The organism is Croceitalea rosinachiae (genome assembly GCF_031846445.1).
GTDB classification, from domain to species: domain Bacteria; phylum Bacteroidota; class Bacteroidia; order Flavobacteriales; family Flavobacteriaceae; genus Croceitalea; species Croceitalea rosinachiae.
Genome location: NZ_JAVRHR010000002.1, coordinates 51,021 through 76,568, shown reverse-complemented (window position 1 = coordinate 76,568; position 25,548 = coordinate 51,021). Strand labels below are relative to the sequence as shown.

Here is a 25,548-nt window from a genome sequence, read left to right as displayed (position 1 = left end):
TTATGCATCAACCAAGAACGTTAGTTGATAAAATCTTTTTAGTCGTTAAAGGGCTCTTTATGGGTGCTGCAAATAAAGTGCCAGGTGTATCTGGTGGTATTGTGGCATTTGTGGGCGGTTTTTATGAAGAGTTTATCTATTCACTCCAAAAGATTAATGCTAAGGCCTTCAAACTTTTATTAAATGGAAGGTTCAAAAGTTTTTATAAATATATAAACGGAACATTTTTGGTGCTATTGATAACTGGTATGCTTATTAGTTATTTTAGCATATCACGACTGCTGGACTATTTTTTAGACAGAAAAGAGCTTTTTGTTTGGGCCGCTTTCTTTGGTATGGTTTTGGGTTCGATCTATTACATTTCTAAAGACTTCGAACATTGGAACAAAAAGACTATTATAGCAGGATTAATAGGCTTGTTTGTAGGTGTTTCAATTAGTTTTTTAAGCCCAGCAAAAGAAAATGACAACCTTATCTTTATTTTTTTCTGTGGAATAATCAGTGTTTCTGGAATGACATTACCTGGACTTTCGGGGTCATTCATTCTAATTTTATTGGGTAACTATGTGCTACTCTTAGTAGACTCTGTAAATAGTCTTTATGACACCTTTGCCGAATTTATAAATGGTGATTTTAGTTTTTACAAAAATAAAGCACGGATGCAAACACTGACTATTTTGGTTGTATTTACTTTAGGCTCCGCAACTGGTTTAGTCACCTTATCACATTTGTTGGGTTACGTGTTAAAACATTACAAAAAAATAACCACAGCTGTGATTATTGGTTTTATTACAGGATCTTTAGGAGTATTATGGCCATGGAAAAAAAGTATTTTTAAAACTGATTTTTTAGGAAATGTGCTATTAGATACCAATGGTAACCAAATTATTTTAAATTATCGGCGTTACTGGCCCAATATAACATCAATGGAAACTTGGGGTGCTATTTTCTTTATTATTTTTGGAATTTTCATATTATTGAGTTTAGATTGGTATGGCAAAAACAGAACGCAAAAAAAACAGGTTCGGACTGGTCGGTAAGAACATTTCTTATTCTTTTTCGCAAGGATTTTTCACAGAGAAATTCAAAAAACTTGGTTTAGTCAACACTTCTTATCAAAATTTCGATCTAGATGATATTACTAAATTCCATGATTTGATAAATGATAATAATTTAAAAGGTCTTAACGTTACCATTCCTTATAAGGAACTTATAATTCCTTTTTTAGATTCTTTAGATTTAAACGCAGAAAGTATTGGTGCGGTAAATACAATCAAATTTACTTCTGGCACATTAAAAGGTTTCAATACTGATGCCTATGGGTTTGAAAAAGCCATAAAGCCTCATTTGAAAACACAACATAAAAAAGCGCTTCTTTTGGGAACTGGTGGGGCTTCAAAAGCCATCGCTTATGTGTTTGATGCCCTGGGTGTAGATTATACTTATGTTTCAAGGAATCCCACAAAAAACCAATATACTTATCATAAATTAGATAAAACTATTCTTAGTGAGTATACCATAATTGTAAATTGTAGTCCTGTCGGCACTTACCCTAATATTGAAGAAAAACCTAATATTCCGTATGAATACATCACTCCCAAACACCTGCTTTTTGACCTAATTTACAATCCTGAAAAAACTGCTTTTTTAAAAACTGGTGAAGCCAATGGAGCAACAATTCAAAATGGTCTTGCTATGCTCGAGTTTCAGGCTGAAAAAGCATGGGAAATTTGGAATTCATAGCTTTTCTGCTTCAAGTATATCGACTTCTTTAAACATCAAATCATCAAAAGAATAAGAGTTATCTTTGCCATTGCTGGGTATAGTTAGTAACTTACCCATAAATGCCATCAATCTAAAAACCGTAAAGAATAATCGTGATGGACGAAAAAGAACACAAACTGCAAGATATTGCAGGTGATAAAGAACAGGCGACCCCTGATACAGAAACAAAAAAGGATACTGTTGAACAAAATACAGTTATCGGAGAACCCGTATTGGAATCCACCTCTGATACTGACACTAAAATTTCAACTACTGAGGAAAATCAATTAAAAGAAGAACCCTCATCGGATACTGATGCCGTAGTTTCATCTTCTAAAGAAAACCAGCCCAATAAAGATGATAAGGTCTTGGAGGAAATTGACCAAGAAAATGCTGAGGATGCTGAGGACACGGAAAACCAAAAAAGGCATCAAATTCCTGTGCTTGATTACCATTCCATGTCCATGGAAAATTTGGTGGGTGAATTGCAGCGGTTGGTAAAAAATGAGAAAGTACAGGCTATAAACAAGCATGTTAACGATATCAAGCATGAGTTTGACCATAAATTTCAAGAATTTTTAGAGCATAAAAAAGAGGAATTTATAGCCAGTGGTGGTAATGAGATAGACTTTAGGTACAATTCAGTCACCAAAAGACAATTTAATGAGGTATATGGAGAATTTCGTGAAAAGCGTAATCAATACTACAAAAACTTAGAGCAAAGTCTTAAGCAAAACCTTGAAAAACGCTTAGGAATTATTGAAGAACTAAAAGGGCTGGTGAATGTTGAAGAGGATATCAACACCACTTATAAAAATTTCAAGGAAATACAAGAACAATGGCGCAATGCTGGCCCGGTTCCTCGAAATAACTACAATGATGTTTGGCGGACCTATCACCATCATATTGAAATTTTCTATGATTTTTTACATCTAAACCGGGAGCTTCGGGATTTAGACTTTAAACACAACCTTGAAGAAAAACTAAAATTAGTTGAGGCCGCAGAATCATTACAAAATGAACCTGACCTAGGAAAAGCATTTAGAGAGCTACAAACCTTCCATAAAGTTTGGAAAGAAGATATTGGACCTGTAGCCAAAGAACAGCGAGAAGAAATTTGGGAGCGCTTTAGCAATGCTACCAAAGCCATTCATACAAGAAGGCAAGAACATTTTAACCAACTAGAAGCCTCTTACGAGAAAAACCTCATCAAGAAGAATGAAATCATTGCTTCGATACGTACCATATCGGAAAATATTTCAGATAACCATAGGGGCATTCAAAGTCAAATCAAAGAAATAGAAGCGCATAGAGAAGCCTTCTTTAAAGCAGGTAAAGTTCCCCAAAAGGTAAATGAAGCCACTTGGTCTAGTTTTAAAGATGCCGTGCGTGCTTTCAACAGGGGAAAAAATAATTTTTATAAGGGACTTAAAAAAGAACAACACGATAATCTTGAGAAAAAACGTGCGTTGCTTGGTTTGGCATTGGCATTAAAAGATAATGATGACCATGCCATGGCAACTCCAGAAATGAAACGTATTCAAAGTGAGTGGAAAAAAATAGGACATGTCCCCAGAAAATATTCCGATAAGATTTGGAACGAATTCAAAAACGCATGTAATCACTACTTTAACAAGCTTCATTCTGAAAGGAATGAGACTCAAAAAGAAGAGTTTGCCAACTTTGAAAAAAAGAGTGCTTGCTTAGACCGCTTGAAGGTATTTCAGCTAAGCGGTGATAAGAAAAAAGATATTACTGCTATCAAAGAATTTATCGCCGAGTGGAAATCATATGGTCGGATTCCGTTTAATAAAAAACATATTAACGGTAAATTCAATAAAATCATTGATGCGCTTTTCAAAAAACTAGACGTTTCTAAACAAGAATCAGAATTGCTTAAATATGGTGATAAAATAAAGCAGCTGGCAAAATCTGATAATGATAATGCCATCAATAACGAGAGAACTTTTGTTAGACGTAAGATTGAAGAAAGTAAAAGTGAAATCCGTCAACTAGAGAATAACCTTCAATTTTTCTCTAATGCTTCTGAAGACAACCCATTAGTAAAAGATGTAATTAAGAACATCAATAGACATAAAAAAGCTTTGGATAGCTGGAAGGCGAAACTTAAGAACCTCAATATTATGGAAAATAACCTTAACAAAGAGTCTCAAGAAAAAGAAATTGAATCAAGCGAAGAAGAATAGCAATCGCTTTCAATTAATTCCACTTTCGTAAGATTCACGAAGCTATTTCGCCACGTTCACCGCTCTTGTCTCCCGAATAACAGTCACTTTAACTTGACCAGGGTAAGTCATATCCGTTTGTATTTTTTGCGATATTTCAAATGATAGTTCTGCGGCTTTGTCATCATTCACTTTTTCGCTTTCTACAATCACCCTTAGCTCTCGACCAGCTTGTATTGCATATGCTTTTTGAACTCCACTAAAGCCAAAGGCAACGTCTTCAAGATCTTTCAAACGCTGAATATAAGAATCCAATACTTGTCGGCGTGCCCCAGGTCTTGCTCCACTAATAGCATCACAAACTTGAACAATTGGAGAAATTAAGGTTGTCATTTCAATTTCATCGTGGTGAGCTCCAATCGCATTACATACATCTTTTTTCTCACCAAACTTTTCAGCCCACTGCATTCCTAAAATAGCATGTGGTGTCTCTACCTCAACTTCAGTATTGGGTACCTTACCTATATCATGCAATAAACCTGCTCGCTTGGCAATCTTGGGGTTAAGACCCAGTTCCGCCGCCATTACACCGCAGAGTTTCGCAACTTCTCTTGAATGTTGTAACAAGTTTTGACCATAAGAAGAACGATATTTCATTCTCCCAACTGCCTTAATTAACTCAGGATGTAGTCCGTGAATTCCTAAGTCGATTACGGTGCGCTTACCAATCTGAACAATTTCTTCATTGATTTGTTTTTCGGTCTTTTTTACAATCTCCTCAATTCTCGCAGGATGAATACGACCATCTGTTACCAAACGATGAAGTGATAGTCGAGCAACCTCTCTACGAACAGAATCAAAACATGACAATATAATAGCTTCGGGGGTATCATCAACAATAATTTCTACCCCTGTAACTGCTTCTATAGCTCTTATGTTACGACCTTCACGACCAATAATACGACCTTTGACATCATCAGACTCAAGATTAAATACCGATACGCAATTTTCAACAGCTTCTTCTGTACCAATGCGTTGTATGGTGTTGATAACTATTTTACGAGCCTCTTGCTGTGCCGTAAGTTTGGCTTCTTCCAAGGTGTTTTGGAGGTAGGCCATTGCATCAGTCTTAGCAGTGCCCTTTAGAGATTCCAGCAACTGGCTCTTAGCATCTTCAGCTGATAGGCCAGAAATTACCTCAAGCTGTTGTACTTGACTTTTATGAAGTTTATCAACTTCTGATTGTTTCTTGTCAAGGATTTCGCTTTTGTGATCAACCTCTTTTATTCGACTCTCTAATTGCTCGTTAAGTCTTTTCCCTTTTGCAAGCTCACTGCTTACTTGAGATTCTTTATCTCTTGTACGCTTTTCGGCTTCTGCAATTTTCTTGTCTTTATTAATAATTACTTTTTCATGCTCTGCTTTCAGTTCTAAAAACTTTTCTTTAGCCTGAAAAATTTTATCTTTTTTAATATTTTCACCTTCTTTTTTTGCTTCTCGAATGATACTAGATGCCTCTTTTTTGGCACTTGTCATTGTTTTTGCAGCTTTTCCTTTCTCTAACACCTTGGCAATTATAAAACCAATTACCAGTCCGACTACTGCTGCTATAATACTTATTGTGGTACTATCCATAATGCTATGTTTGATTAAAAAAAAAGCCCACATTGAATGAAGTTTTGTACAAACTCCTAAATAACAGGTTTAGGGCTAACAAGCTGCTCAAGAATCCCTATGCGAGTAGGGCCCGCTTTTACAACTTAAACTCACCCTTTTTAAATGTAATAACGTTGAGTTTGTCAAAAAATAAATACCAATGTGGGCAGTAAAATTATTTTAAAGAACGTTTTATGACCCTAGTTTACTGTGAATTAATTCATCCAAAGCCCTTAAACGTTGCTCTGCGGATTTCGTATTCTCAGATTCATTTATTCCACCTTGCTCAATTTTAGAGGCGAATTGTAAGGCGCACATAGCAAGAACATCTTGTTTATCACGCACTGCATAATTCTGCTCAAATTTTTTCGCCAAGTGGTCAATATTCTTAGCGGCTTTTCTCAGACCCTCTTCTTGCTTTGGATCAATCGTTAATGGATATACCCTATCTGCAATTGATAGTTTGATTTTGAGCTTCTCCTCCATACTTTTTACAAAACTATTCAGCCAATTGGGCAATACAACTGTCCAATTCTCTAATTAGTGTATTTATTTTAAGCTTAGCTTCTGTCTTATTTGTATTACTGCCTAACATTGAACTTGCAAGTTTGAGAGAGTTATATTTCGCTTCCCAATCAACCAAGGCGTTCTCCTTTTTTTGTTGCTCTTCTTTTACCGTCATCAAATCTTCGTTCAATTTGATATTAGTCTTTTGTAGAACCTCTAACTTATGTAGAAGTTTGCTTAACTTATTTTCTAAAGAATCAACAATTTCAACAAGTTCGCTCATATGCAAATAGCAATGCGTATTAAAACAAAGTTAACCAACCTTGACCAACCAAGCAATAGTTTTATCATTTAATATAATCGTGGTATTTTGTAAATATCTTGATGTTATATACTCCCTTTTTTAAAGATTCAACTCTATTCGCTACTTTAGTATAAATTTCTGACTTACTATGCAATTACGCTTTTGTAGTGTACTATTTTTCACCTTTTCATTTCTATTTTCACAGGATAAATATCCAAAAGATGTCTTTGCAAAACCCTTAGACATTCCTATTGTGCTTGCCGGAACTTTTGGTGAACTACGATCCAACCACTTTCATGCGGGTATAGATATTAAAACCCAAAGACGTCAAGGCCTTCCGGTATATAGTATTGCTGATGGTACGGTAACACGTATTAAAATATCGCATTGGGGTTATGGAAAAGCGCTTTACATAGCACACCCAAATGGATTCACATCAGTTTATGCACATCTTCAAAAATTCAGCCCAGAAATAGAAGCTTATATAAAAAAACAGCAGTATCGAAAACGGTCTTATGAAATAGAGGTCTTTCCAGATTATGGAGAATTACAAGTCGATAAGAAAGCACTTATTGCCTATTCTGGTAATACTGGTGGCTCATCTGGTCCCCATCTTCATTTTGAAATACGAAGTAGTGTGACGGAGAAACCCACGAACCCGCTATTATATGGCTACCAGGTCAGAGATGCCACAAATCCTACTTTAATTGGCCTTTTTGGATACCCACTTTCGGAAGATGCCCAAATCAACCAGACCGCCAATAAAGTTCAAATCAATTTCACCAAACAGAATGATGGGTCTTTCTTGGCTGATAAGGTGACAGCTTCCGGCTCGATTGGCTTTGGATTCAATGGTTTTGATAGACAAGATATGGCCGCCAATAAAAATGGGGTTTACTCCGTCAAACAGACTGTCAATGGTAAAGTACATTCTGAATATGATTTTGAAACTTTTTCGTTTAGGGAAACACGTTATATCAATACCTTAATTGATTATGCTCATTTTGGAAAGTTCAGACAACGTATTCAAAAATGCTTTAAAGACGAAAATAATAAGTTAGACATTTACAAATCACTCTATTTAGATGGTAAGGTTTTGGTTAAAGAAGGTTTTAATTATAATGTGGAAATTGAAATAGCCGATATTGAAAACAATACTATAAAGGTTATCATTCCTGTCGAAGGGAAGAAAGAAAGCCTGCGAAGAGAAAAGGAAATACCAAAAACTGACCACTTCATTTTAGCTAACAAGCCAAATACTTTTGATTTGGGTGGTGCCAAGGTCTACTTTCCTATAGGTACTTTTTACCAAGACTTATTTATAGATTTAAAAAAGGGTAAGGACACGATACAAATACATAATGAGACTGTTGCGGTGCATCGAAATTTCACTATTTCTTTTGACGCTTCGAAGTTTCAGAAATCAGAACAAAAACAATTTTTCATAGCCCGTATCGATGATAAAGGGAACCTACGGTATAATAAAACATACAAAAGAGAAAATACGTTTACCACTAGAACACGAGCTCTTGGCACATACTCTGTAGCTAAAGATACTATAGCACCAGTAATAAAACCTAAAAATTTCAAACCAAAAGAATGGTTGAGCAATTATAGATATTTAAGCCTAAAAATTACGGATGATTTAAGCGGTATTAATAATTATTCTGCTTACTTAAACGGAGAGTGGATTTTAATGGAATATGAACCTAAGACAAACACCATTACCTATAATTTTGACGATAAGATTGCTAACCAAACAAAATGTGACCTAATAGTGGTAGTTGTAGATAATGTAGGCAATTCAACTACCTTTGAGCAGACTTTCTTTAGAAAATAGCGTTTTGAGCCGAACAAAATCGTTGCTTTTTATATTTCTTTTTTTTTGTGCCAGCACTATGTTTGCACAAATTGCAACTATTACGGGTGTGGTTTTAGACGAAAATAATCGTCCTATTCAAGGTGTAAACATTAGTACTACCAACTCTGGTACAACCACAAAATCAGATGGAGTATACCTTTTACAAATAATTGCTGATGTAAAAAACACCATTACCTTTTCACATATTGCGCATGAAAACATTGTTCTTGAGAATATCATTTTAAACACTAATGAAACTTTTGAATTTAATCCGATTATGAAAGTCGGTGCAATTCAAATTTCGGGAGTTGAGGTTTCGCCAACTGGCAAAAAAAATGTAGAAGGCATTACAACCGTGGCTCCAGAATTAGTACGAAAGATACCAGGGGCAAATGCAGGTATTGAAAATATTCTAAAGCTTTTACCTGGTGTTTCTTTTAATAACGAACTAAGTACGCAATACAATGTTCGTGGCGGTAATTTTGACGAAAATTTGGTCTATGTTAATGGGATTGAGGTATACCGTCCTTTTTTGGTACGCTCAGCACAACAAGAAGGCTTCAGTTTTACAAACAGCACCATGATTGAAAGTCTCGAATTTTCGGCAGGAGGTTTCCAAGCAAAACATGGAGATAAGTTATCATCAGTACTTGACATTCAATATAAAATTCCTAGTTCCTTTGCAATACAGGCCGATGCAAGTCTTTTGGGTGGGGGAATTACCCTAGAAACCTCGTCAAAAAATAATGATTTGACAAGTATTACCGGAGTGCGATATCGCGACAATAGCCTTTTTGTCAATAGCCAACAAACCCAGACTAATGTGAATCCTACTTTTGTGGATGCACAAACCTTTCTGACCTATCAGTTTACAAAAAGTTTCAGGCTTAATTTTTTGGGGAATTTTTCAATTAATGATTACCAAAATCAACCTTTGACACGACAGACCAATTTTGGTACTATTACTGAACCAAGAGCTTTGCTCATTTTTTATGAGGGGGAAGAAAAGAACCGCTACCAAACTGAGTTCGGAGCGCTAAAAGCACATTACTTATTAAATGAGACTATAAAATTAGAGTTAACTGCATCGGTATACCATACCACCGAAGAAGAGTTTTCAGATATTATTGCTACTTATCAGCTTGGAGCAGTAGACACCAATTTAGGTAGTGAAAACCTTGGCGAGATTACAGATTCACGTGGTATTGGCGCGCAACAGAACAGGGCAAGAAACCAATTGGATGCTTTGATATTTAATCTATCTCATCGAGGTTTCCTTAAAAAAAATAGGGCTTCACTTGAATGGGGCGCAAAATTTGCCCATGAAGATTTTAGAGATCAACTGAGAGAATCAGAATTTATTGATTCTGCCGGTTTTTTTATCCGCCCTCGTGACCCGCAATTCGCAAACAATCAACCCGAACAACCTTTCGAAGGTGATATCGTGCCCTTTGAAAGTGCAAGAGCATCCAATTTTGTACGAACTAATCGATTATCAGGATATATACAATTTGAAGACCAGACCAAATGGGGTAATAATAACATCTATTACAATTTAGGAATTAGGGCACAGTATTGGAGATTAAGTGGTGATAATATTATGAGCAATGCTCAATATTTGGTTAGCCCAAGGATGCAATTTGCCATCAAACCAGGCTGGAAAAAGGATATGTTGTTTCGTTTTGCAATTGGAAGTTACGAACAACCACCCTTCTATAGGGAACTCAGAGATAGAAACGGAGGAGTAAATCCGGAAGTTAAAGCCCAAAAGTCTGTACATTTTGTATTAGCTAATGAGTACAGTTTTAATTTGTGGAACCGTCCTTTTAAATTAGTAAGTGAAGCCTATTACAAAAAGCTAAATGATGTGAACACTTATACCGTGGAAGATGTTAGAGTCCGTTATTTAGCAGAAAATAATGCAGAAGCTTTTGCATACGGATTCGATTTTAGATTAAATGGTGCTTTTGTGCCAGGTGCTGAGTCTTGGGTAAGTTTAGGATACTTGCGAACTGAAGAAAATATTGATGATCGTGGGTACATTTCAAGGCCTACTGATCAGCGTTTTAAATTTGGATTATTGTTTCAAGATTATATGCCGACCATACCTAACTTGAAGTTATACCTAAATCTTATATACAATACTGGAGTTCCTGGTGGGTCGCCAAATAATTCCGACCCTTATGAATTTCAGAATAGATTAAGAGATTATAGACGTGCTGATTTAGGAATTTCATATATTTTTGCCGACAGAAATAACGAATATCCAAAAGGGCATTGGTTACATAGGTTCAAAGAGTTGAATGTCGGTTTTGAAATTTTTAATTTGTTCAATACTCAAAACTCAATAACAAATACTTGGGTCAGAGATGTTGATACACAACAACAATTTGCCGTACCCAACTTTTTGACCGCTCGTATACTAAACCTTAAACTGAGTACAAGGTTCTAATTATGATTTTAAAGAAACTATTTTTAACAACATTTGTTTTTATTGGTCTTTTGATCAATGCCCAAAAAAACATCTACGAGAGTAGTCGTTTTGATCAGCTCAGTGAAGAACATGAAGTACTGGCAATCATCCCCTTTCTTGCCAAATTAGAACTCGAACAGACTATTTCAAAAGATGAATTGATACAACTTGCTAAACGTGAAGGCTATGCAGTACAAGACGCTCTAGAAACCTATTTTTCAAGAAGAAAGAAACGAAAGAAATTCAATGTTGAATTTCAGAATATTGATGACACTAATGCACTTTTAGCCCAAAACAACATTACTTATAGTAATATCGATATATATACTATAAAACAGTTAGCAGAAATTTTGAATGTTGACGGTGTCATTAGTGGAAATCTTGATCTTAATATTTTATTGTCAAAAGGGGTCCCGACGAATTTTAGCTTTTTAGATTATTTCAACGGTAGTTCTGATTACGGCAGAATCGGCATTAAAATAAGTGATGGCGCTTCTGGTAAACTTCTATGGAAATATGAAAAACAAATCAATAAAAAAACTGGAAAAAACACCTCAGAACTTATTGATAAGATGATGAAGCTAGCTTCTAAAAAGTTTCCTTATGACAAAGAGAAAAAAAGAAAAAAAAGAAAAGCTTAACACTAGCTTTCCGAAAATTCTTTTAATACACCTATAGTATAATCCAACTCTTCTTTAGTATTATACTTAGAAAAAGAAAATCTTAATGAAGGCTTAGCAAGCTCTTCATCCGTCAAAATTTCAGAAAGTACATGAGACCCTTTTGAACTGCCAGACTGACAAGCACTCCCTTTTGAACATGCTATTCCTTTTAAATCAAGATGAAAAAGTAACATTAATGACTTTTGAGCATCAAAGGGCAAACGAACATTGACCAAAGTATACGTACTTTGATCTAAATCACCTGATAATCCATTGAATTCAACCTCTGGAATCTCATTTTTGATACGTTCGATAAAACATTTTTTAAGCCTAGTAACATACTCTTTTTCTTCATTTAAATTGTCATAGGCCGCAATAAAAGACTCTTCTAAACCAACAATATTATGAAAAGGTTCTGTACCAGCCCTGAATCCGCGTTCTTGGGCACCACCGACGATTAAAGGCTTTAGGCCCGAATTTCTTCTTATAAAGGCAAAACCAATTCCTTTTGGGCCATGAAATTTATGAGCTGCTGCTGTTAAGAAGTCAATAGGTGTTTCCCCTAAATCCCAATTAAAATGTCCTACTGATTGTACGGTATCTGAATGAAAAAGCGCATTTGCATCTTTACATAGTTTGCATATCTTATCGATATCAATAATATTTCCTAATTCATTATTGACATGCATTAGACTGACCAACTTCTTTGAATCATTTTCAGCCAACAAGACTTTTAAGTGGTTCAAATCAGGATTCCCAAATGTATCTAAATCGACAAATTCCAATGAAATTCCGTACTCTTTTTCTAATTCTTCAGCGGTATGTAGAACAGCATGATGCTCTATTTTTGAAGTGATTATAGTCTTTACACTTAAATCACGAACGGCGCAGCGTAAAATCATATTATCGGCTTCAGTGCCTCCTGATGTAAAAATAATTTCAGAAGGGTGTGCATTCAAATACTTGGCTATTGTCTTTCTAGCTTTCTCAATTGCAGTTTTAGCAGACCTTCCAAAACTATGGGTAGATGAAGGATTACCATAAAAACTACCTAAGGCATCCTGCATTTTTGTAATTACTTCATCGCGTACTTGAGTCGTAGCGGCGTTATCTAAGTAGACTTTTTGCATAGTTACTACGTGGTATTAGAATTTGCCAAAAATAGCTATTATTACGTTAATTTCTTCCAAATTCAATAGAATCAAATAGGATATTCAAATGGAATTCCTTTAAATTTGAGCCAATGAAAAATGCCCTGTTATTTCTATTGTTAATTTCGCTATGTGCTTGTGATGATGGTGACCTACAGATTGAAACCTTAGATTTCGATAGCGTCAATCTAAATTTTTGTGATGACCCAATTGCAACATCTAGCAATATTCTTTTCAAGATAAATGATGATGAAACATTAATACTGACCCTACAGAGTGGCGTTTTAAATAACGGCGTGATTGGTACGGACACAACAACAACAGAAAGTACAGTACCAAATCAGTCACAAGTTACTTATCGTATTTTTTCTGATAATGTAACAAGCACTTATTTCTGCGGTGATATTCCACCGGTAACACCAACTGTCATTGAAGAAATTGATGCTGAAGATGGTACCGTAACCATTAAATCTATAATGAGTGCAGATTCAACTTTATTTACTCATGTAATCGAACTTAGTGGAATATCGTTGGTAAGTGGTATTGGAGAACGTATTACCGATCTTACCATAAGTGAATTTGGAGAGGTTACTACTGCAGTACCTGCCAATTAAGGGTTTTGAAAAATATACACTTCATTAGCTCCCAAGCCATATTTCTGATAATCAGCATCATAGAATTTAACATTTTCATATCTGTTAAAAAGATACTTTAGTTCTTCTTTAAGCACCCCTTCACCCACTCCATGTATAAAAACTATCTTTTGAATATGCTTACGCATAGCGAACTCTAGCTGCCTTTTTGCAGTCTCTAATTGTAGATTGAGCATTTCAAAATTTGTCATTCCCTTAGTTGAATTAATCAGCTGATGAATATGCAAATCAACTTCCATTTTAGGTGAATTCCTTTCTTTTGATTTGAATATTTGAACAGTTTTTTTTTTCTGAATTTCCTTTTGTGATTTTATTTGGGCGACTTCATCATTAGTAACTTTAATCGCTGTGGTAATCTTTACTAATTGTGAAGGGTCAAACTCTAATAAGAATCCATCTACATCTTCAACCGTAATCTTGTTATTGATAACGTTTATTACCTTGCCTTTAATGACTTCATCTAAAACTTCAACCTTATCCCCTATCTGAAATTCCATTATTTTGAAAAGATTTGAACGAAAAATTAAATTGACTATCAATGATATACAAAAATAATAGTATTTTGGGCCTTATAAATAGTCTGGGTTATGAATGCAACGGAGAATATCGCATATATGGGGCTGCAAGACTATATGTTACCTTGTGCAAGCAAACAAATATTGGGTTTTGACTGTCCTGGTTGTGGATTACAGCGTTCAGTACTACTGCTATTTCAAGGAGAATTTTTAGCGGCTTTTGAAATGTATCCGGCGATTTATACCCTGATTCCCTTGATTTTATTGATTGTGGTCAACAAACTGTTCAGTCTAAAAATCGGAGGGAATATACTGCTTATTGCTCTAAGCATTTCGAGCGTTTTTTTGATATTGGCAAACTTTATTTTTAAACTTCTACACTAAATAACCTAATTATGGAACAACAAAAATTACCCAGCGTAACTATCGCGCTTGTATTAGCTATTTTATCATTTCTCTGCTGTTGTTTTGGCGGAGCTCCAGGACTTATATTAGCTGTAATCGCCTTTTTCCTAATAAGAAAGGATGAAAAAACATATGCTCAAAATCCTGATGCTTATAGTAATTATAGTACTTTGAAAACTGTAAAAATCATCTCTATTATTGGAATGGTAATAGGTCTCCTCTACTTAATATATACTATTTGGGTAATTAGTTCTATGGGGGGCTGGGAAGGCTACATGGAGAAGGTAAATGAGATGATGGAGCAATATCAATAATATATGAATCAACAACCTTTACCAGGGGCAAGCACTGTACTTACTATGGGAATTATTTCTATAGTAGGCACAGTGCTATGTTGCGGCCCTTTCGGAATAATTTTTGCAATAATTGGTCTTGTAAAAGCCAAAACCGCAGAGAGACTATATCTAGATAATCCTGAACAATACAATGATTACAACAATGTAAAAACTGGAAGGATATTATCTTATATCGGCATGGCTATAGCCATAATTTATTTGGTATTGACCATTATATACTTTGGATTTATCATTGCCATGATATCTACCGGGGAATTTAATGATTTTTAAAAAAGAAAACTAAGCTTCGATTTCTCGTCGAAGCTTAGTTTTAATTTGCAACCTCGCTCATAAATTTGAGACGATATATTCTTAAGTCTTCTTCTTCGTACTCACCATCAAATTCTGATACGGCATCATCGATAGAATCAGATTCAGCTTCCAAGAAATACTCATGTATTTCTTCTTGTTGGTCTTCATCTAAAAGTTCATCTACCCAATAGCCCAAGTTCAACTTTGTGCCACTAAAAACAATTTGTTCCATCTCTTTAACTAATTGAGGAATTTCAAGGCCTTTTGCTGCAGCAATATCCTCTAGGGGCAATTTTCTGTCCACATTTTGAATAATGTACAGTTTCAAACCAGAGTTCGCCCCGGTACTTTTGACTACTAAATCATCAGGTCGAATAATCTCATTTTCTTCTACGTAAGTACTGATAAGCGAAACAAAAGGTTTTCCATATTTTTTAGCCTTACCCTCTCCAACTCCATGAATATTTAAAAGTTCTTCCATTGAAATAGGGTATTTTAAGGACATATCATCTAATGAAGGGTCTTGAAAAACCACAAAAGGTGGAACATCATTCTTTTTTGCCTCTTTCTTTCTTAAGTCTTTTAATAGACGAAGTAATTCTTCATCTGCAACACCCCCAGAAGATTTTGCCGCTGTAACAATAGCATCATCATTTTCAGCGCTGTACACATGGTCTTTGGTCATCATGAATGAATGCGGATTCGCTAGAAAAGTATCTCCTAGTTTTGTGACATGTAAGACGCCGTATTGTTCAATTTCTTTCTTTAAAAGTCCTACAACCAAAACCTGCCTGGTCAATGCCATCCAAAAGGCCTCATCTTTATCATTGCCAATACCAAAAAAGTCCTTCTCATCAGTTTTATGTGAAGAAATTAAAGCATTGGTTTTGCCTACCAAGGCTTTTACAATTTCTTTAGTCTTAAACTTTTCCATAGTGCCTTTCACCACTTTCAAAAGTTTAACAACTTCTTCCATGGCCTCCACTTTTGGCTTTGGATTTCGGGCATTATCATCCATATCAGCACCTTCTCCGTTTTCAGAATCAAATTCTTCTCCGAAATAATGCAAAATAAACTTCCGCCTAGACATGGAGGTTTCCGCATAGGCCACTATTTCTTGAAGTAGCGCATTACCTACCTCTTGTTCAGCAACGGGTTTGCCCGACATGAATTTTTCAAGTTTTTCAACATCTTTATATGAATAGTATGCCAAACAATGGCCTTCACCACCATCACGACCAGCCCTGCCGGTTTCTTGATAATAGCTCTCTATACTTTTTGGAATATCATGATGGATTACAAACCTAACATCTGGCTTATCAATTCCCATACCGAATGCAATGGTCGCTACTACAACATCAACATCTTCCATTAAGAACATATCTTGATATTTAGAGCGGGTTTTTGCATCAAAACCTGCATGATAAGGTACTGCACTAACTCCATTGACTTGAAGTACCTGGGCTAATTCTTCAACTCGCTTTCTACTGAGGCAATAGATAATACCTGATTTACCCTGATTTTGCTTTACAAAACGAATAATATCTGCATCAACGTTTACCGTTTTTGGTCGTATTTCATAAAAAAGATTGGGTCTATTGAAAGATGCCTTAAAAACCTTGGCGTCACTCATTCCTAGATTTTTAATAATATCTTCTTGCACCTTTGGAGTAGCAGTAGCTGTTAGACCTATAATAGGAATGTCATCATCCAATCTACCAATAATATTTTTAAGATTTCGATATTCAGGTCTAAAGTCATGTCCCCATTCCGATATACAATGGGCTTCATCAACAGCTACAAAAGAAAGTTTTACAGTTTGCAAAAAATCCACATAATCCTCTTTTGTTAATGATTCAGGAGCTACATAAAGCAATTTGGTAATACCGTTGGTCATATCTTCCATCACCTGCTTTACCTCTGTTTTATTTAGTGAAGAATTTAAAACATGTGCTATTCCATGCTCTGAAGACACCCCCCTTATTGCATCTACTTGGTTTTTCATCAAAGCGATTAAAGGTGATACCACAATAGCTGTACCCTCTTGCATAATAGCTGGTAGTTGATAACATAATGACTTGCCACCTCCAGTAGGCATGATTACAAAAGTGTCTTTACCCTGCAATACATTATTAATTACATCTTCTTGGAGTCCTTTGAACTTTGAAAAGCCAAAGTATTTTTTCAATGCAGTGTGCAAATTCGTTAAAGTCGAACCCATTTTTGGTATTCTATTAATAAAATAATACTATGGTGCTATACTCTTTTTTTGAAGAAAAGGGTCAGTGTTAGTGTTTATGATAGCACCCTTTTTATCTTAAATAATCTACAATTACGATTACGTTTGTTTAATTTTGTAATCTTAAAGATAAGACATTCTTTTAGGAATGCAACCCAAAATACCAATATTACGTTGAAGCCTGATAACTCTATTCTTGACATTGCCAAACAGACTATCAAAAATGAAAGCGATGCCATCAAAAACTTAATTTCTCAATTGAATAAAGATTTTGAAGATGCAGTTAATTGCATCATTGAATCCAATGGCAGAGTAGTGATTTCCGGAGTTGGCAAAAGTGCGCTCATTGCTTCAAAAATTGTTGCCACATTTAATTCTACTGGTACGCCTGCCATTTTTATGCATGCTGCCGATGCGATTCATGGTGATTTAGGAACTGTCCAAAAAAATGATGTCGTTATTTGTATCTCAAAAAGTGGTAATACCGAGGAAATTAAAATGTTGATTCCACTTATAAAGCGCGGGGGCAACAAATTGATAGGTATTACCGGTCAAATGGATTCTATTCTTGCAAAACAAGCCGACTTTGCTTTAAATTCATACATCGAAAAAGAAGCATGTCCGAATAATTTAGCACCGACAACAAGTACTACTGCACAACTTGTTATGGGTGATGCATTGGCTATCTGTCTATTGAAATTAAGAGGGTTTAGTAGCGCCGATTTTGCTAAGTTCCACCCCGGTGGATCATTGGGCAAAAAGTTATATTTGAGAGTATCTGATATTGTTGGAAATAATTTAAAGCCTAAGGTTTCTATTGATTCTAAGGTAAAAGAAGTTATTGTTGAAATTTCTGAAAAAATGCTCGGAGTAACTGCTGTCCTTGAAAATGGCAAAGTAGTGGGCATTGTAACTGACGGTGATATTAGAAGGATGCTGAACAAACATGAAAATATTGGCGGACTTACTGCAAAAAATATTATGACCAATAACCCTAAAACAATAGATTCGAATGTTTTGGCAATAAAAGCTCTTGAGGCAATGCAAGAGAAAGGAATATCTCAATTATTAGTGATGGATAAAGCGGAATACGTTGGAGTGATTCATATTCATAACCTCATAAACGAAGGTATTTTATAATGGCAGAAGCGACCAAAAGCCCCGATGAAATGTCCTTTTTGGACCATTTAGAAGAATTACGATGGCATTTGATTCGTTCAGTAATTGCCATTGTGCTGGTTGGATGTGTTGCTTTTGTAATGAGTGATTTTATTTTTGACACTATCATCTTTGGTCCAAAAAAAATGGACTTCCCAACCTATCAATTCTTTTGTAATATTGCCACCTTTTTTGGAATCACTTCAGAATTTTGTGCCGATGCATTGCCGTTCACTATTCAAAATCGAACCATGGCCGGGCAATTTTCAGCTCATATTTGGACCTCCATATGGGCAGGATTCATACTTTCTTTCCCTTATGTTTTATGGGAAGTATGGCGTTTTATCAGTCCTGGTTTGCATAAAAATGAACGAAAACATTCTAGGGGGTTCATTCTAGTTGCTTCTGCCTTGTTCTTTTTAGGAGTGCTTTTTGGATACTATGTGGTTGCCCCACTTTCCATTAATTTTTTAGGTACTTATCAAGTCAGTAAAGAAGTATTAAATGAAATTGATATTAGTTCCTTCATTGCTACGGTACGCGCCTCCGTAATTGCCTGTGGTATCATGTTTGAACTGCCCATAATCATTTATTTTTTAACCAAAGTCGGCTTGGTTACCCCCGAAATTCTAAAGAAATATCGCAAAATTGCCTTAGTAGTGGTTTTAATACTGTCTGCAGTCATTACCCCCCCTGATGTAGCAAGTCAAATTGTAGTTTCCATTCCGGTACTGATTCTATATCAAGTAAGTATTTACATTTCAAAATTAGTTATTAAACGCGACGCAAAAAGAGAAGCTAAATATGCCAAATAAAGTAGAAGAGTTCAATGCTTATAGGGCAAAAATGAACGATAAACTCCTTGCAGAAAATAATAAGGTTATCAAGCGTATTTTTAATCTAGACACCAATGCATTTATGCCTGGTGCTCTTGATGTTAAAACCAAAGAACTTCTTGGACTTGTGGCTTCAGCAGTTATGCGATGTGATGACTGCGTTAAATATCATTTAGAGAGCTCAAAAGAAAGCGGTGCATCAAAAGATGAAGTTATGGAAACATTGAGCATTGCAACTTTAATAGGCGGCACTATTGTAATTCCGCATTTGCGAAGAGCTTATGAATATTGGGAAGAGCTTGAAGAATCGAACCATTAAAAAATTCACAAAGACCAATTTGTTAAAGCATAATATGTTTAGCTTTGAGAGCTGATGAAGTTACGTGCTGAAAATATAATGAAGGCCTATCGAGGGCGAAAAGTAGTAAAGGGAATATCTCTTGAAGTAAATCAGGGAGAAATTGTTGGACTTCTTGGTCCTAATGGTGCTGGTAAGACAACTTCATTTTATATGATTGTTGGTCTTATCAAGCCCAACGGTGGACATATCTATTTAGATGATATGGAGATTACTGATTTTCCTATGTACAAAAGGGCTCAAAATGGCATTGGATATTTAGCCCAAGAAGCTTCAGTTTTTAGAAAGTTAAGTATTGAAAAGAACATTTTTAGTGTGCTGCAGACTACGAATCTTTCGAAAAAAGAGCAGCATATGAAAATGGAGTCACTCATCGACGAGTTTGGATTGGGCCATATTCGCAAAAACCGTGGTGACCTTCTCTCAGGCGGAGAACGTAGGCGAACCGAAATTGCTCGAGCTTTAGCAACTGACCCAAAATTTATTTTATTAGATGAACCATTTGCAGGTGTTGACCCTGTGGCGGTTGAAGATATTCAACGAATCGTTGCCCAACTCAAAAATAAAAATATTGGTATTTTGATTACTGACCATAATGTTCAAGAGACATTGGCCATCACAGAACGTTCCTATTTAATGTTTGAAGGTGGCATCTTAAAAGCAGGTATTCCTGAAGATTTGGCACAAGATGAAATGGTGCGCCAAGTGTATTTAGGTCAAAACTTTGAGCTACGTAAAAAGAAACTTGATTTTTAATACCCCTATTTTACGCCAAAGGTCAAAGTAGCCCAATTAGACTCATAGTCAACTCCTTTTTCTTGGCTTTTCACCATATGTATGGTCGCCACATACCAATTGCCCGACTGGGTAGGTGTCATTGTCATGACTCCATTTTCATCCGTTCTAGTCGAACTTTCATTTTCATGAGCATCTTTTTCTGGCATTGATGTACTATAGTGTACAATATGATTTGGCAATGGCTTTCCGTTACTCAACAATTTAAAAGAAATAGTATCCCCTGCACTCGCTTCATAGGGGTTATTGACCGGAATAAACTCAACAGGGAACCCGAATTCGGCTTTGAACTCTTCTGTTTTCTTATCTCCAACTTGAAGCAATAGTTTTACATGCTTTGAATATTTTTCTCTGGCCCCGTGGGTAAAACTTCCGTCTTGTTTGCGCTTTAAGATTGTATCTTCTAACCCTTCATGTTCCAAATAATCATTAAATGCTTTGGCATCCATTTCAATCATTTTTGGTAAGGTCAAAACTCCAGCAACATACGTACCTGCCGAACCAGCTTTGAACTTCAAATAAGTGCTTTTTTCCTTGTCATAATAATCCTTCTCCTTCATAAATTTTTCAAAATCTGGGCCAATAATCCTAGAGTCTTGTATTCTATCCCTTGTGATATTGTTTTCACTCTTATCAAAGGTGCCATTGTACAGATAAAGCTCACTTGATGTTTTAGGTGAGATGAAATAAGAATCAGTTTTTAAAAACAATTCATGAGATGAAAAAAGAATATAAGCTGCTAAAAGCAGCACCATTGAAATAAGTCGTTTCATGTTATTACTATTCTATTTACTTTTTATTTATCTACGAAGAAACAAGAATATAGGTTTTAAAATAAGACAGAAAATCTTAAGATTTTTTTACTAACAATGATGCACAGATATAAAGAAGAATTATGATAGGGATTGCCAAAAACTTCATGGTCAATAACAACACCATACTTCCGATCAAGAACAAATATTTTATTCCATTATCGCTAAAACTCCAATTTTCGAATTTTAAAGCAAAAAGTTCAATTTTAGAGTTTAATAAATAAGTGCTTAAAAGGGTCAAACCAATTAAAAACGATTGATTTAGTATTATCCCATTTAAGACCTCATTGTTCTGGTAAAAAAGAATCAATGGTAACGATAAAATCAATAATGTATTTGCAGGAGTTGGTAGGCCTATGAAAGAAGAAACTTGATTTTCATCTACATTAAATTTAGCTAACCTATATGCAGATGCTAGGGTAATGGCAAAGCCAAACAAAGGTAAAATTCCTACTTCAGTGTGCATCCCAAACAAATCTAGATTCCACCCTCCTTTTTGAGCCATGTTCAATAATTGAAACATTACAATGCCTGGAACAACCCCACTTGTAACCATATCAGCTAAGGAATCTAATTGCACTCCTAATTCGCTCTTGACCTCTAATATCCGAGCGGCAAATCCATCTAAAAAATCAAAAAAAATACCAAGAAAAACAAAAATCGCAGCAAACTCTAGTTGATTCATCACTGCAAAAACCGTCGCAATACATCCGCAAAAAAGATTCAGCAGTGTTATGAAATTAGGAATATGCTTCTTCATCGGTTGGATTTTTGTAAAAATAAGCTAAAATTTAAGTTTTAATGGATTCCAAAATCGCTCCACATTCTAAATATGTTGATATTTGCGTTGCTATACTATGAAGTCAATACTTTCTATCATAATTATTTTTTTGGCGCATACATTTCAAATGCTTCATGCCAAAATTCCAACCCTTTCAGAAAAAGCGCAAATAAGTGTACTCACATGCTCTTCGGGCGATGAGCTTTTTTCTTCCTTTGGACATACCGCTTTTAGGGTTCAAGATCCTGTTTTAGGTATTGATATTGTTTATAATTATGGCACATTTGACTTTAACAAGCCGAATTTCTATTTAAATTTTGCTAAAGGAAAACTAATTTACTCGCTTTCGAGAAAAAGTTTTGAAGCTTTTTTATATGACTACCAACTTGAAAAAAGATGGATTAAAGAGCAGTTGTTAGATTTAAACCAAGAACAGACCAATCAGCTCCTTAAATTTTTTGAAGAAAATTACAAACCTGAAAATCGAGACTATCCATACGACCCTCTTTTTAATAATTGCTCTACTATTACAGGAGATATTTTAGAACAACAGTTGGGAAAATCCATCAAGTTCAATGGCTCCCACCTTAAAGAATTATTGACTTTTAGACAATTAGTCCATCAGCATATAAAGACCAATAAATGGGGGACTTTCGGTATTGATTTGGCTTTTGGAGGCATCACTGATCGCGAGGCAACTGTTCGTCAACATATGTTTTTACCCTATTATGCTATGCATCAGTTGAATAACACAACTTATAACGGCAAGCCTATCTTAAGTAGAGAACGAACTATTTCAAATTACCCTGAAAAATCTGACCAAAGTACTTTTATGCTATCTCCGCTTTTTTGGTTCTCTTTGTTATTGGCATTTGTAATTGCTATCACATACCTAGATAAAAAACACCATGGGCGAAGCAGGTTTTTAGATTTTGTCTTATTCTTTATTTCTGGTCTTGCAGGTCTCTTTATTCTTTTGTTATGGTTGGCGACAAATCATGTGGTCACACAATTAAATTTCAACTTTCTATGGTTGTTACCTTTCAACCTAATCGTAAGTTTTTATCTTTTATCAAAAAAGAAACTGCCAAATTGGTTGTCGAAATACCTTTGGGTAGCGCTGGGACTAATAATAATAATGCTAGTAATTTGGATTTTTAGGATTCAGGTTCTATCATGGTTAAACCTTATTTTAATGCTTGTCTTGACCATCCGTTATTTATTCTTGCTTAAGAAAATTTGATTATGAATCTGCTGACCGTGGAGAATATCTCCAAATCATATGGAGAGTTAGTGCTGTTTTCCGACATTTCATTCGGCATCAACAAAGACCAGAAAATAGCCCTAATAGCAAAAAATGGGAGTGGAAAAACTTCTATTTTAAATATCATTTCAGGCAAAGACAGTGCTGAAACAGGGCAGATTACTTCAAGAAAAGGAATCAAAATCTCTTTTTTAGAACAAGAGCCCGATTTAAACCCAAATCTCACGATTGAAGAAACCATTTTTGCATCAGGTAACGAGGTTTTAACGGTAATAACAAAGTACGAAGAAGCTGTTCAAAATCCCGATGACCAAGAGGCATACCAAAAGGCATTTGAAGCTATGGACAGATTTCAAGCTTGGGATTTTGAAACGCAGTACAAACAAATACTCTTCAAACTTAATTTGACCGAACTTGGCTTAAAAGTAAATGTACTTTCAGGAGGCCAAAAAAAACGCTTGGCATTAGCAAATGCCCTTATCAATAAACCAGATTTGCTGATTTTAGATGAACCCACAAACCACCTAGATTTAGAAATGATCGAGTGGCTTGAAGAGTTTTTCAAAAAAGAAAACATCACCCTTTTTATGGTCACTCACGACCGTTATTTTTTAGAACGGGTATGCAATGAAATTATTGAATTGGACAACAACCAACTATATAGTTATAAAGGAAATTATTCTTATTACCTAGAAAAGCGAGAGGCTAGATTAGAACGTGAAGCAGTAGAACAGCACAAAAATAAAATATTATATAAAAAAGAATTGGATTGGATGCGTCGTCAGCCAAAGGCCAGAACCACCAAATCTAAATCTCGAATAGATGATTTTCACGAAATAAAATCAAGGGCAAATCAACGTAGACAGGAACATGAAGTTCAGTTAGAATTAAACATGGAACGTTTAGGTAGCAAAATAGTAGAGCTTCATAATATTACAAAATCATACGGCGAAAAAACTATACTGAACAAATTTGATTACAGCTTTACTAAAGGAGAACGCATTGGTATCATTGGTAAAAATGGCACCGGAAAATCTACCTTTTTAAATGTACTCACCGGCACAGAAGCTATTGATGGTGGAAAAATAGTCATAGGCGACACCATTAAATTTGGATACTACACCCAAAAAGGAATTCCTGTAAAAGAAGGTCAAAAAGTGATTGATGTCATACGAGAATATGGTGACTTTATACCTTTAAAAAAAGGGCGGCAAATATCTGCCCAACAATTATTGGAGCGCTTTCTTTTTGATAGAAAAAAACAATATGATTTTGTTGAAAAATTAAGTGGGGGTGAGCGAAAACGCTTATACTTGTGCACGGTGTTGATTCAAAACCCAAATTTTTTAATTCTAGATGAGCCTACCAATGATTTAGATATTGTGACCTTGAACGTTCTTGAAAGCTTTCTATTAGATTTTCCTGGCTGTTTGATTGTGGTCTCTCATGATCGTTATTTTATGGACAAAATCGTAGACCATCTTTTTGTATTTGAGGGCTATGGAAGAATTGAAAATTTCCCAGGTAATTACTCAGATTATAGGGTTTATGAAAACAGTAAAGTTTTAGAAGAACGTGAAACCAAAGCCAATAATGGGGAGAAAAATGAAAAGGTGAATTGGAAAGAAAAAGATGATTCAAAAAAATTATCTTATCAAGAACAAAAAGAATACAATAGACTTGAAAAAGAAATACAAAAATTAGAGGAGAAAAAAACCACACTCCAAAATAGGTTCTCCAATGAAACATTATCTGGTGATGATATTAACTTATTTTCTATTGAATTGGGTGAGATAGAAAGTGAAATTGAAACTAAGACAGAACGTTGGTTTGAGCTAAGTTCGATAATTGAAGGATAATGCTTTTTCGTTTGGTCTCTTATTTGAATTTTCTTCGTTACTCCACTAATCAACATGATGTGCACTCCCCTTTCGTTTATAATTTTGTGATTAAATGCTTATATAGTAAACCAAGAGAATCAAAAAAAAAGCTTTTAGATGTAGCGTTAAAAACTATCAAGTATTTTAATTTCAAAAGTATTTTAATCGAAAAGAATGAATCTCTTAAAAATGAACTAATCAAGCACTATCCTAAATTAAGCTTGGGCGATAGACGATCTGATTTGATTTACTTACAGGGCCCTAGTTTGAATGATTTAAGCTTCATGCTTTTCAACAAACAAATCCATAACGACACTATGCTCATAGTGGACGACATACACAAAAACAAAGAAAACAAAAGGGCTTGGAATACAATTATCAAATTACCAGAGATTACAGTAAGCATCAACTTGTTTCATTGTGGCGTCTTATTTTTTAGGAAGGAACAAATGAAAGAACATTTTACAATACGGATTTAAAAAAGTAATTTGGTGTATTAAAGAATTGTTAGAATGAATAATATCATTTTTTACATTTTGGGAGTTTTAGCTATCATCTATTTTGTGGTTTTGTTTAAAAACAAGCGAAATAGTAAAAAGCGAAAGTCGCGTTCTTTTATGCAAGGAAAAAGAAGACATGAC

Annotated in this window: 25 protein-coding genes and 1 other RNA gene; 17 read left to right on the top strand and 9 right to left on the bottom strand. The window is 35.1% G+C overall.

Annotated elements, in window-relative coordinates; translation table 11 throughout:
* Nucleotides 1–2: 2 nt before the first annotated feature.
* The 3 genes from RM706_RS08030 to RM706_RS08020 all read left to right on the top strand — a co-directional run bounded on the left by RM706_RS08030 (nt 3) and on the right by RM706_RS08020 (nt 3,971).
* Complete coding sequence (locus RM706_RS08030) at nt 3–1,040, top strand: DUF368 domain-containing protein (protein WP_311350538.1); 1,038 nt, start codon at nt 3–5, stop codon at nt 1,038–1,040.
* The gene (locus RM706_RS08025) at nt 994–1,743 is read left to right on the top strand and encodes a shikimate dehydrogenase family protein (protein WP_311350537.1); all 750 of its coding nucleotides are present in this window, start codon (nt 994–996) and stop codon (nt 1,741–1,743) included. The genes RM706_RS08030 and RM706_RS08025 overlap by 47 nt, the downstream gene beginning before the upstream one ends.
* Before the next feature lie 137 nt (nt 1,744–1,880).
* A complete protein-coding gene (locus RM706_RS08020; RefSeq protein WP_311350536.1) occupies nt 1,881–3,971 on the top strand; it encodes a DUF349 domain-containing protein in 2,091 nt (696 codons plus the stop codon).
* Between the two features lie 42 nt (nt 3,972–4,013).
* Here the strand turns inward: RM706_RS08020 and rny are convergent, their stop codons facing one another.
* The 4 genes from rny to RM706_RS08000 form a co-directional block, all read right to left on the bottom strand.
* Nucleotides 4,014–5,585, bottom strand: coding sequence for a ribonuclease Y (rny, locus tag RM706_RS08015; RefSeq protein WP_311350535.1), 1,572 nt, complete (start codon nt 5,583–5,585; stop codon nt 4,014–4,016).
* 50 nt (nt 5,586–5,635) lie between these two features.
* Nucleotides 5,636–5,746: non-coding RNA, 6S RNA (ssrS, locus tag RM706_RS08010), on the bottom strand.
* 52 nt (nt 5,747–5,798) lie between these two features.
* On the bottom strand, nt 5,799–6,092 hold the full coding sequence (locus tag RM706_RS08005) for a cell division protein ZapA (RefSeq protein WP_311350534.1): 294 nt from the start codon (nt 6,090–6,092) through the stop codon (nt 5,799–5,801).
* A gap of 13 nt (nt 6,093–6,105) precedes the next feature.
* Nucleotides 6,106–6,396, bottom strand: a complete 291-nt coding sequence (locus RM706_RS08000; RefSeq protein WP_311350533.1) for a hypothetical protein — start codon at nt 6,394–6,396, stop codon at nt 6,106–6,108.
* A 169-nt stretch (nt 6,397–6,565) separates the two neighbouring features.
* On the opposite strand from RM706_RS08000, the gene RM706_RS07995 reads away from it, so the two are divergent.
* From RM706_RS07995 to RM706_RS07985, 3 genes are read left to right on the top strand one after another with little or no spacing between them, the layout of a single operon-like run.
* The gene (locus RM706_RS07995; protein ID WP_311350532.1) at nt 6,566–8,257 is read left to right on the top strand and encodes a M23 family metallopeptidase; all 1,692 of its coding nucleotides are present in this window, start codon (nt 6,566–6,568) and stop codon (nt 8,255–8,257) included.
* A 58-nt stretch (nt 8,258–8,315) separates the two neighbouring features.
* Complete coding sequence (locus tag RM706_RS07990; RefSeq protein WP_311350531.1) at nt 8,316–10,730, top strand: TonB-dependent receptor; 2,415 nt, start codon at nt 8,316–8,318, stop codon at nt 10,728–10,730.
* 2 nt (nt 10,731–10,732) lie between these two features.
* Nucleotides 10,733–11,392 carry a hypothetical protein gene (locus tag RM706_RS07985; protein WP_311350530.1) on the top strand — a complete coding sequence of 220 codons (660 nt, stop codon included), beginning with the start codon at nt 10,733–10,735 and terminating at the stop codon, nt 11,390–11,392.
* A gap of 2 nt (nt 11,393–11,394) precedes the next feature.
* Here RM706_RS07985 and RM706_RS07980 read toward each other — a convergent pair whose 3' ends face one another.
* A complete protein-coding gene (locus RM706_RS07980) occupies nt 11,395–12,543 on the bottom strand; it encodes a cysteine desulfurase family protein (protein ID WP_311350529.1) in 1,149 nt (382 codons plus the stop codon).
* Nucleotides 12,544–12,656: 113 nt separating this feature from the next.
* On the opposite strand from RM706_RS07980, the gene RM706_RS07975 reads away from it, so the two are divergent.
* Nucleotides 12,657–13,178: a hypothetical protein gene (locus RM706_RS07975; RefSeq protein WP_311350528.1), complete on the top strand. Its 522-nt coding sequence runs from the start codon at nt 12,657–12,659 to the stop codon at nt 13,176–13,178.
* On the opposite strand, the gene RM706_RS07970 is transcribed toward RM706_RS07975, so the two are convergent.
* Nucleotides 13,175–13,714 carry a DUF8465 domain-containing protein gene (locus tag RM706_RS07970; protein WP_311350527.1) on the bottom strand — a complete coding sequence of 180 codons (540 nt, stop codon included), beginning with the start codon at nt 13,712–13,714 and terminating at the stop codon, nt 13,175–13,177. The two genes, RM706_RS07975 and RM706_RS07970, sit on opposite strands and share 4 nt — an antisense overlap.
* A gap of 90 nt (nt 13,715–13,804) precedes the next feature.
* Here RM706_RS07970 and RM706_RS07965 point away from each other — a divergent pair, with 90 nt between their 5' ends.
* The 3 genes from RM706_RS07965 to RM706_RS07955 are packed head-to-tail and all read left to right on the top strand — an operon-like array spanning nt 13,805 to nt 14,763.
* Entirely contained in the window at nt 13,805–14,116 is a 312-nt protein-coding gene (locus tag RM706_RS07965; protein WP_311350526.1) for a DUF2752 domain-containing protein, read from the top strand.
* Between the two features lie 11 nt (nt 14,117–14,127).
* Nucleotides 14,128–14,451: a CCC motif membrane protein gene (locus RM706_RS07960; RefSeq protein ID WP_311350525.1), complete on the top strand. Its 324-nt coding sequence runs from the start codon at nt 14,128–14,130 to the stop codon at nt 14,449–14,451.
* A gap of 3 nt (nt 14,452–14,454) precedes the next feature.
* Nucleotides 14,455–14,763: a CCC motif membrane protein gene (locus tag RM706_RS07955; RefSeq protein ID WP_311350524.1), complete on the top strand. Its 309-nt coding sequence runs from the start codon at nt 14,455–14,457 to the stop codon at nt 14,761–14,763.
* A gap of 40 nt (nt 14,764–14,803) precedes the next feature.
* On the opposite strand, the gene RM706_RS07950 is transcribed toward RM706_RS07955, so the two are convergent.
* Nucleotides 14,804–17,005 carry a RecQ family ATP-dependent DNA helicase gene (locus RM706_RS07950; RefSeq protein WP_311350523.1) on the bottom strand — a complete coding sequence of 734 codons (2,202 nt, stop codon included), beginning with the start codon at nt 17,003–17,005 and terminating at the stop codon, nt 14,804–14,806.
* A gap of 192 nt (nt 17,006–17,197) precedes the next feature.
* On the opposite strand from RM706_RS07950, the gene RM706_RS07945 reads away from it, so the two are divergent.
* Genes RM706_RS07945 through lptB form a run of 4 tightly spaced genes read left to right on the top strand, consistent with a single transcriptional unit; the run spans nt 17,198 to nt 20,131 of the window.
* Nucleotides 17,198–18,163, top strand: a complete 966-nt coding sequence (locus RM706_RS07945) for a KpsF/GutQ family sugar-phosphate isomerase (RefSeq protein WP_311352001.1) — start codon at nt 17,198–17,200, stop codon at nt 18,161–18,163.
* Complete coding sequence (gene tatC / locus RM706_RS07940) at nt 18,163–18,996, top strand: twin-arginine translocase subunit TatC (protein WP_311350522.1); 834 nt, start codon at nt 18,163–18,165, stop codon at nt 18,994–18,996. Before RM706_RS07945 ends, tatC begins: the two co-directional genes overlap by 1 nt.
* Nucleotides 18,986–19,336, top strand: a complete 351-nt coding sequence (locus RM706_RS07935; RefSeq protein WP_311350521.1) for a carboxymuconolactone decarboxylase family protein — start codon at nt 18,986–18,988, stop codon at nt 19,334–19,336. The genes tatC and RM706_RS07935 overlap by 11 nt, the downstream gene beginning before the upstream one ends.
* Nucleotides 19,337–19,390: 54 nt before the next feature.
* Nucleotides 19,391–20,131 (top strand): LPS export ABC transporter ATP-binding protein, encoded by a 741-nt coding sequence (gene lptB / locus RM706_RS07930; protein ID WP_311350520.1) that lies wholly within the window; start codon nt 19,391–19,393, stop codon nt 20,129–20,131.
* A 5-nt stretch (nt 20,132–20,136) separates the two neighbouring features.
* On the opposite strand, the gene RM706_RS07925 is transcribed toward lptB, so the two are convergent.
* Entirely contained in the window at nt 20,137–20,943 is an 807-nt protein-coding gene (locus RM706_RS07925; RefSeq protein WP_311350519.1) for a DUF4198 domain-containing protein, read from the bottom strand.
* A 76-nt stretch (nt 20,944–21,019) separates the two neighbouring features.
* Nucleotides 21,020–21,742, bottom strand: a complete 723-nt coding sequence (locus RM706_RS07920; protein ID WP_311350518.1) for a CDP-alcohol phosphatidyltransferase family protein — start codon at nt 21,740–21,742, stop codon at nt 21,020–21,022.
* Nucleotides 21,743–21,839: 97 nt separating this feature from the next.
* Between RM706_RS07920 and RM706_RS07915 the strand changes: the two genes are divergently transcribed.
* From RM706_RS07915 to RM706_RS07905, 3 genes are read left to right on the top strand one after another with little or no spacing between them, the layout of a single operon-like run.
* Nucleotides 21,840–23,006, top strand: a complete 1,167-nt coding sequence (locus RM706_RS07915) for a lipoprotein N-acyltransferase Lnb domain-containing protein (protein ID WP_311350517.1) — start codon at nt 21,840–21,842, stop codon at nt 23,004–23,006.
* 2 nt (nt 23,007–23,008) lie between these two features.
* On the top strand, nt 23,009–24,886 hold the full coding sequence (locus RM706_RS07910) for an ABC-F family ATP-binding cassette domain-containing protein (RefSeq protein ID WP_311350516.1): 1,878 nt from the start codon (nt 23,009–23,011) through the stop codon (nt 24,884–24,886).
* Entirely contained in the window at nt 24,886–25,386 is a 501-nt protein-coding gene (locus RM706_RS07905) for a hypothetical protein (protein WP_311350515.1), read from the top strand. Before RM706_RS07910 ends, RM706_RS07905 begins: the two co-directional genes overlap by 1 nt.
* Nucleotides 25,387–25,548 lie beyond the last annotated feature (162 nt).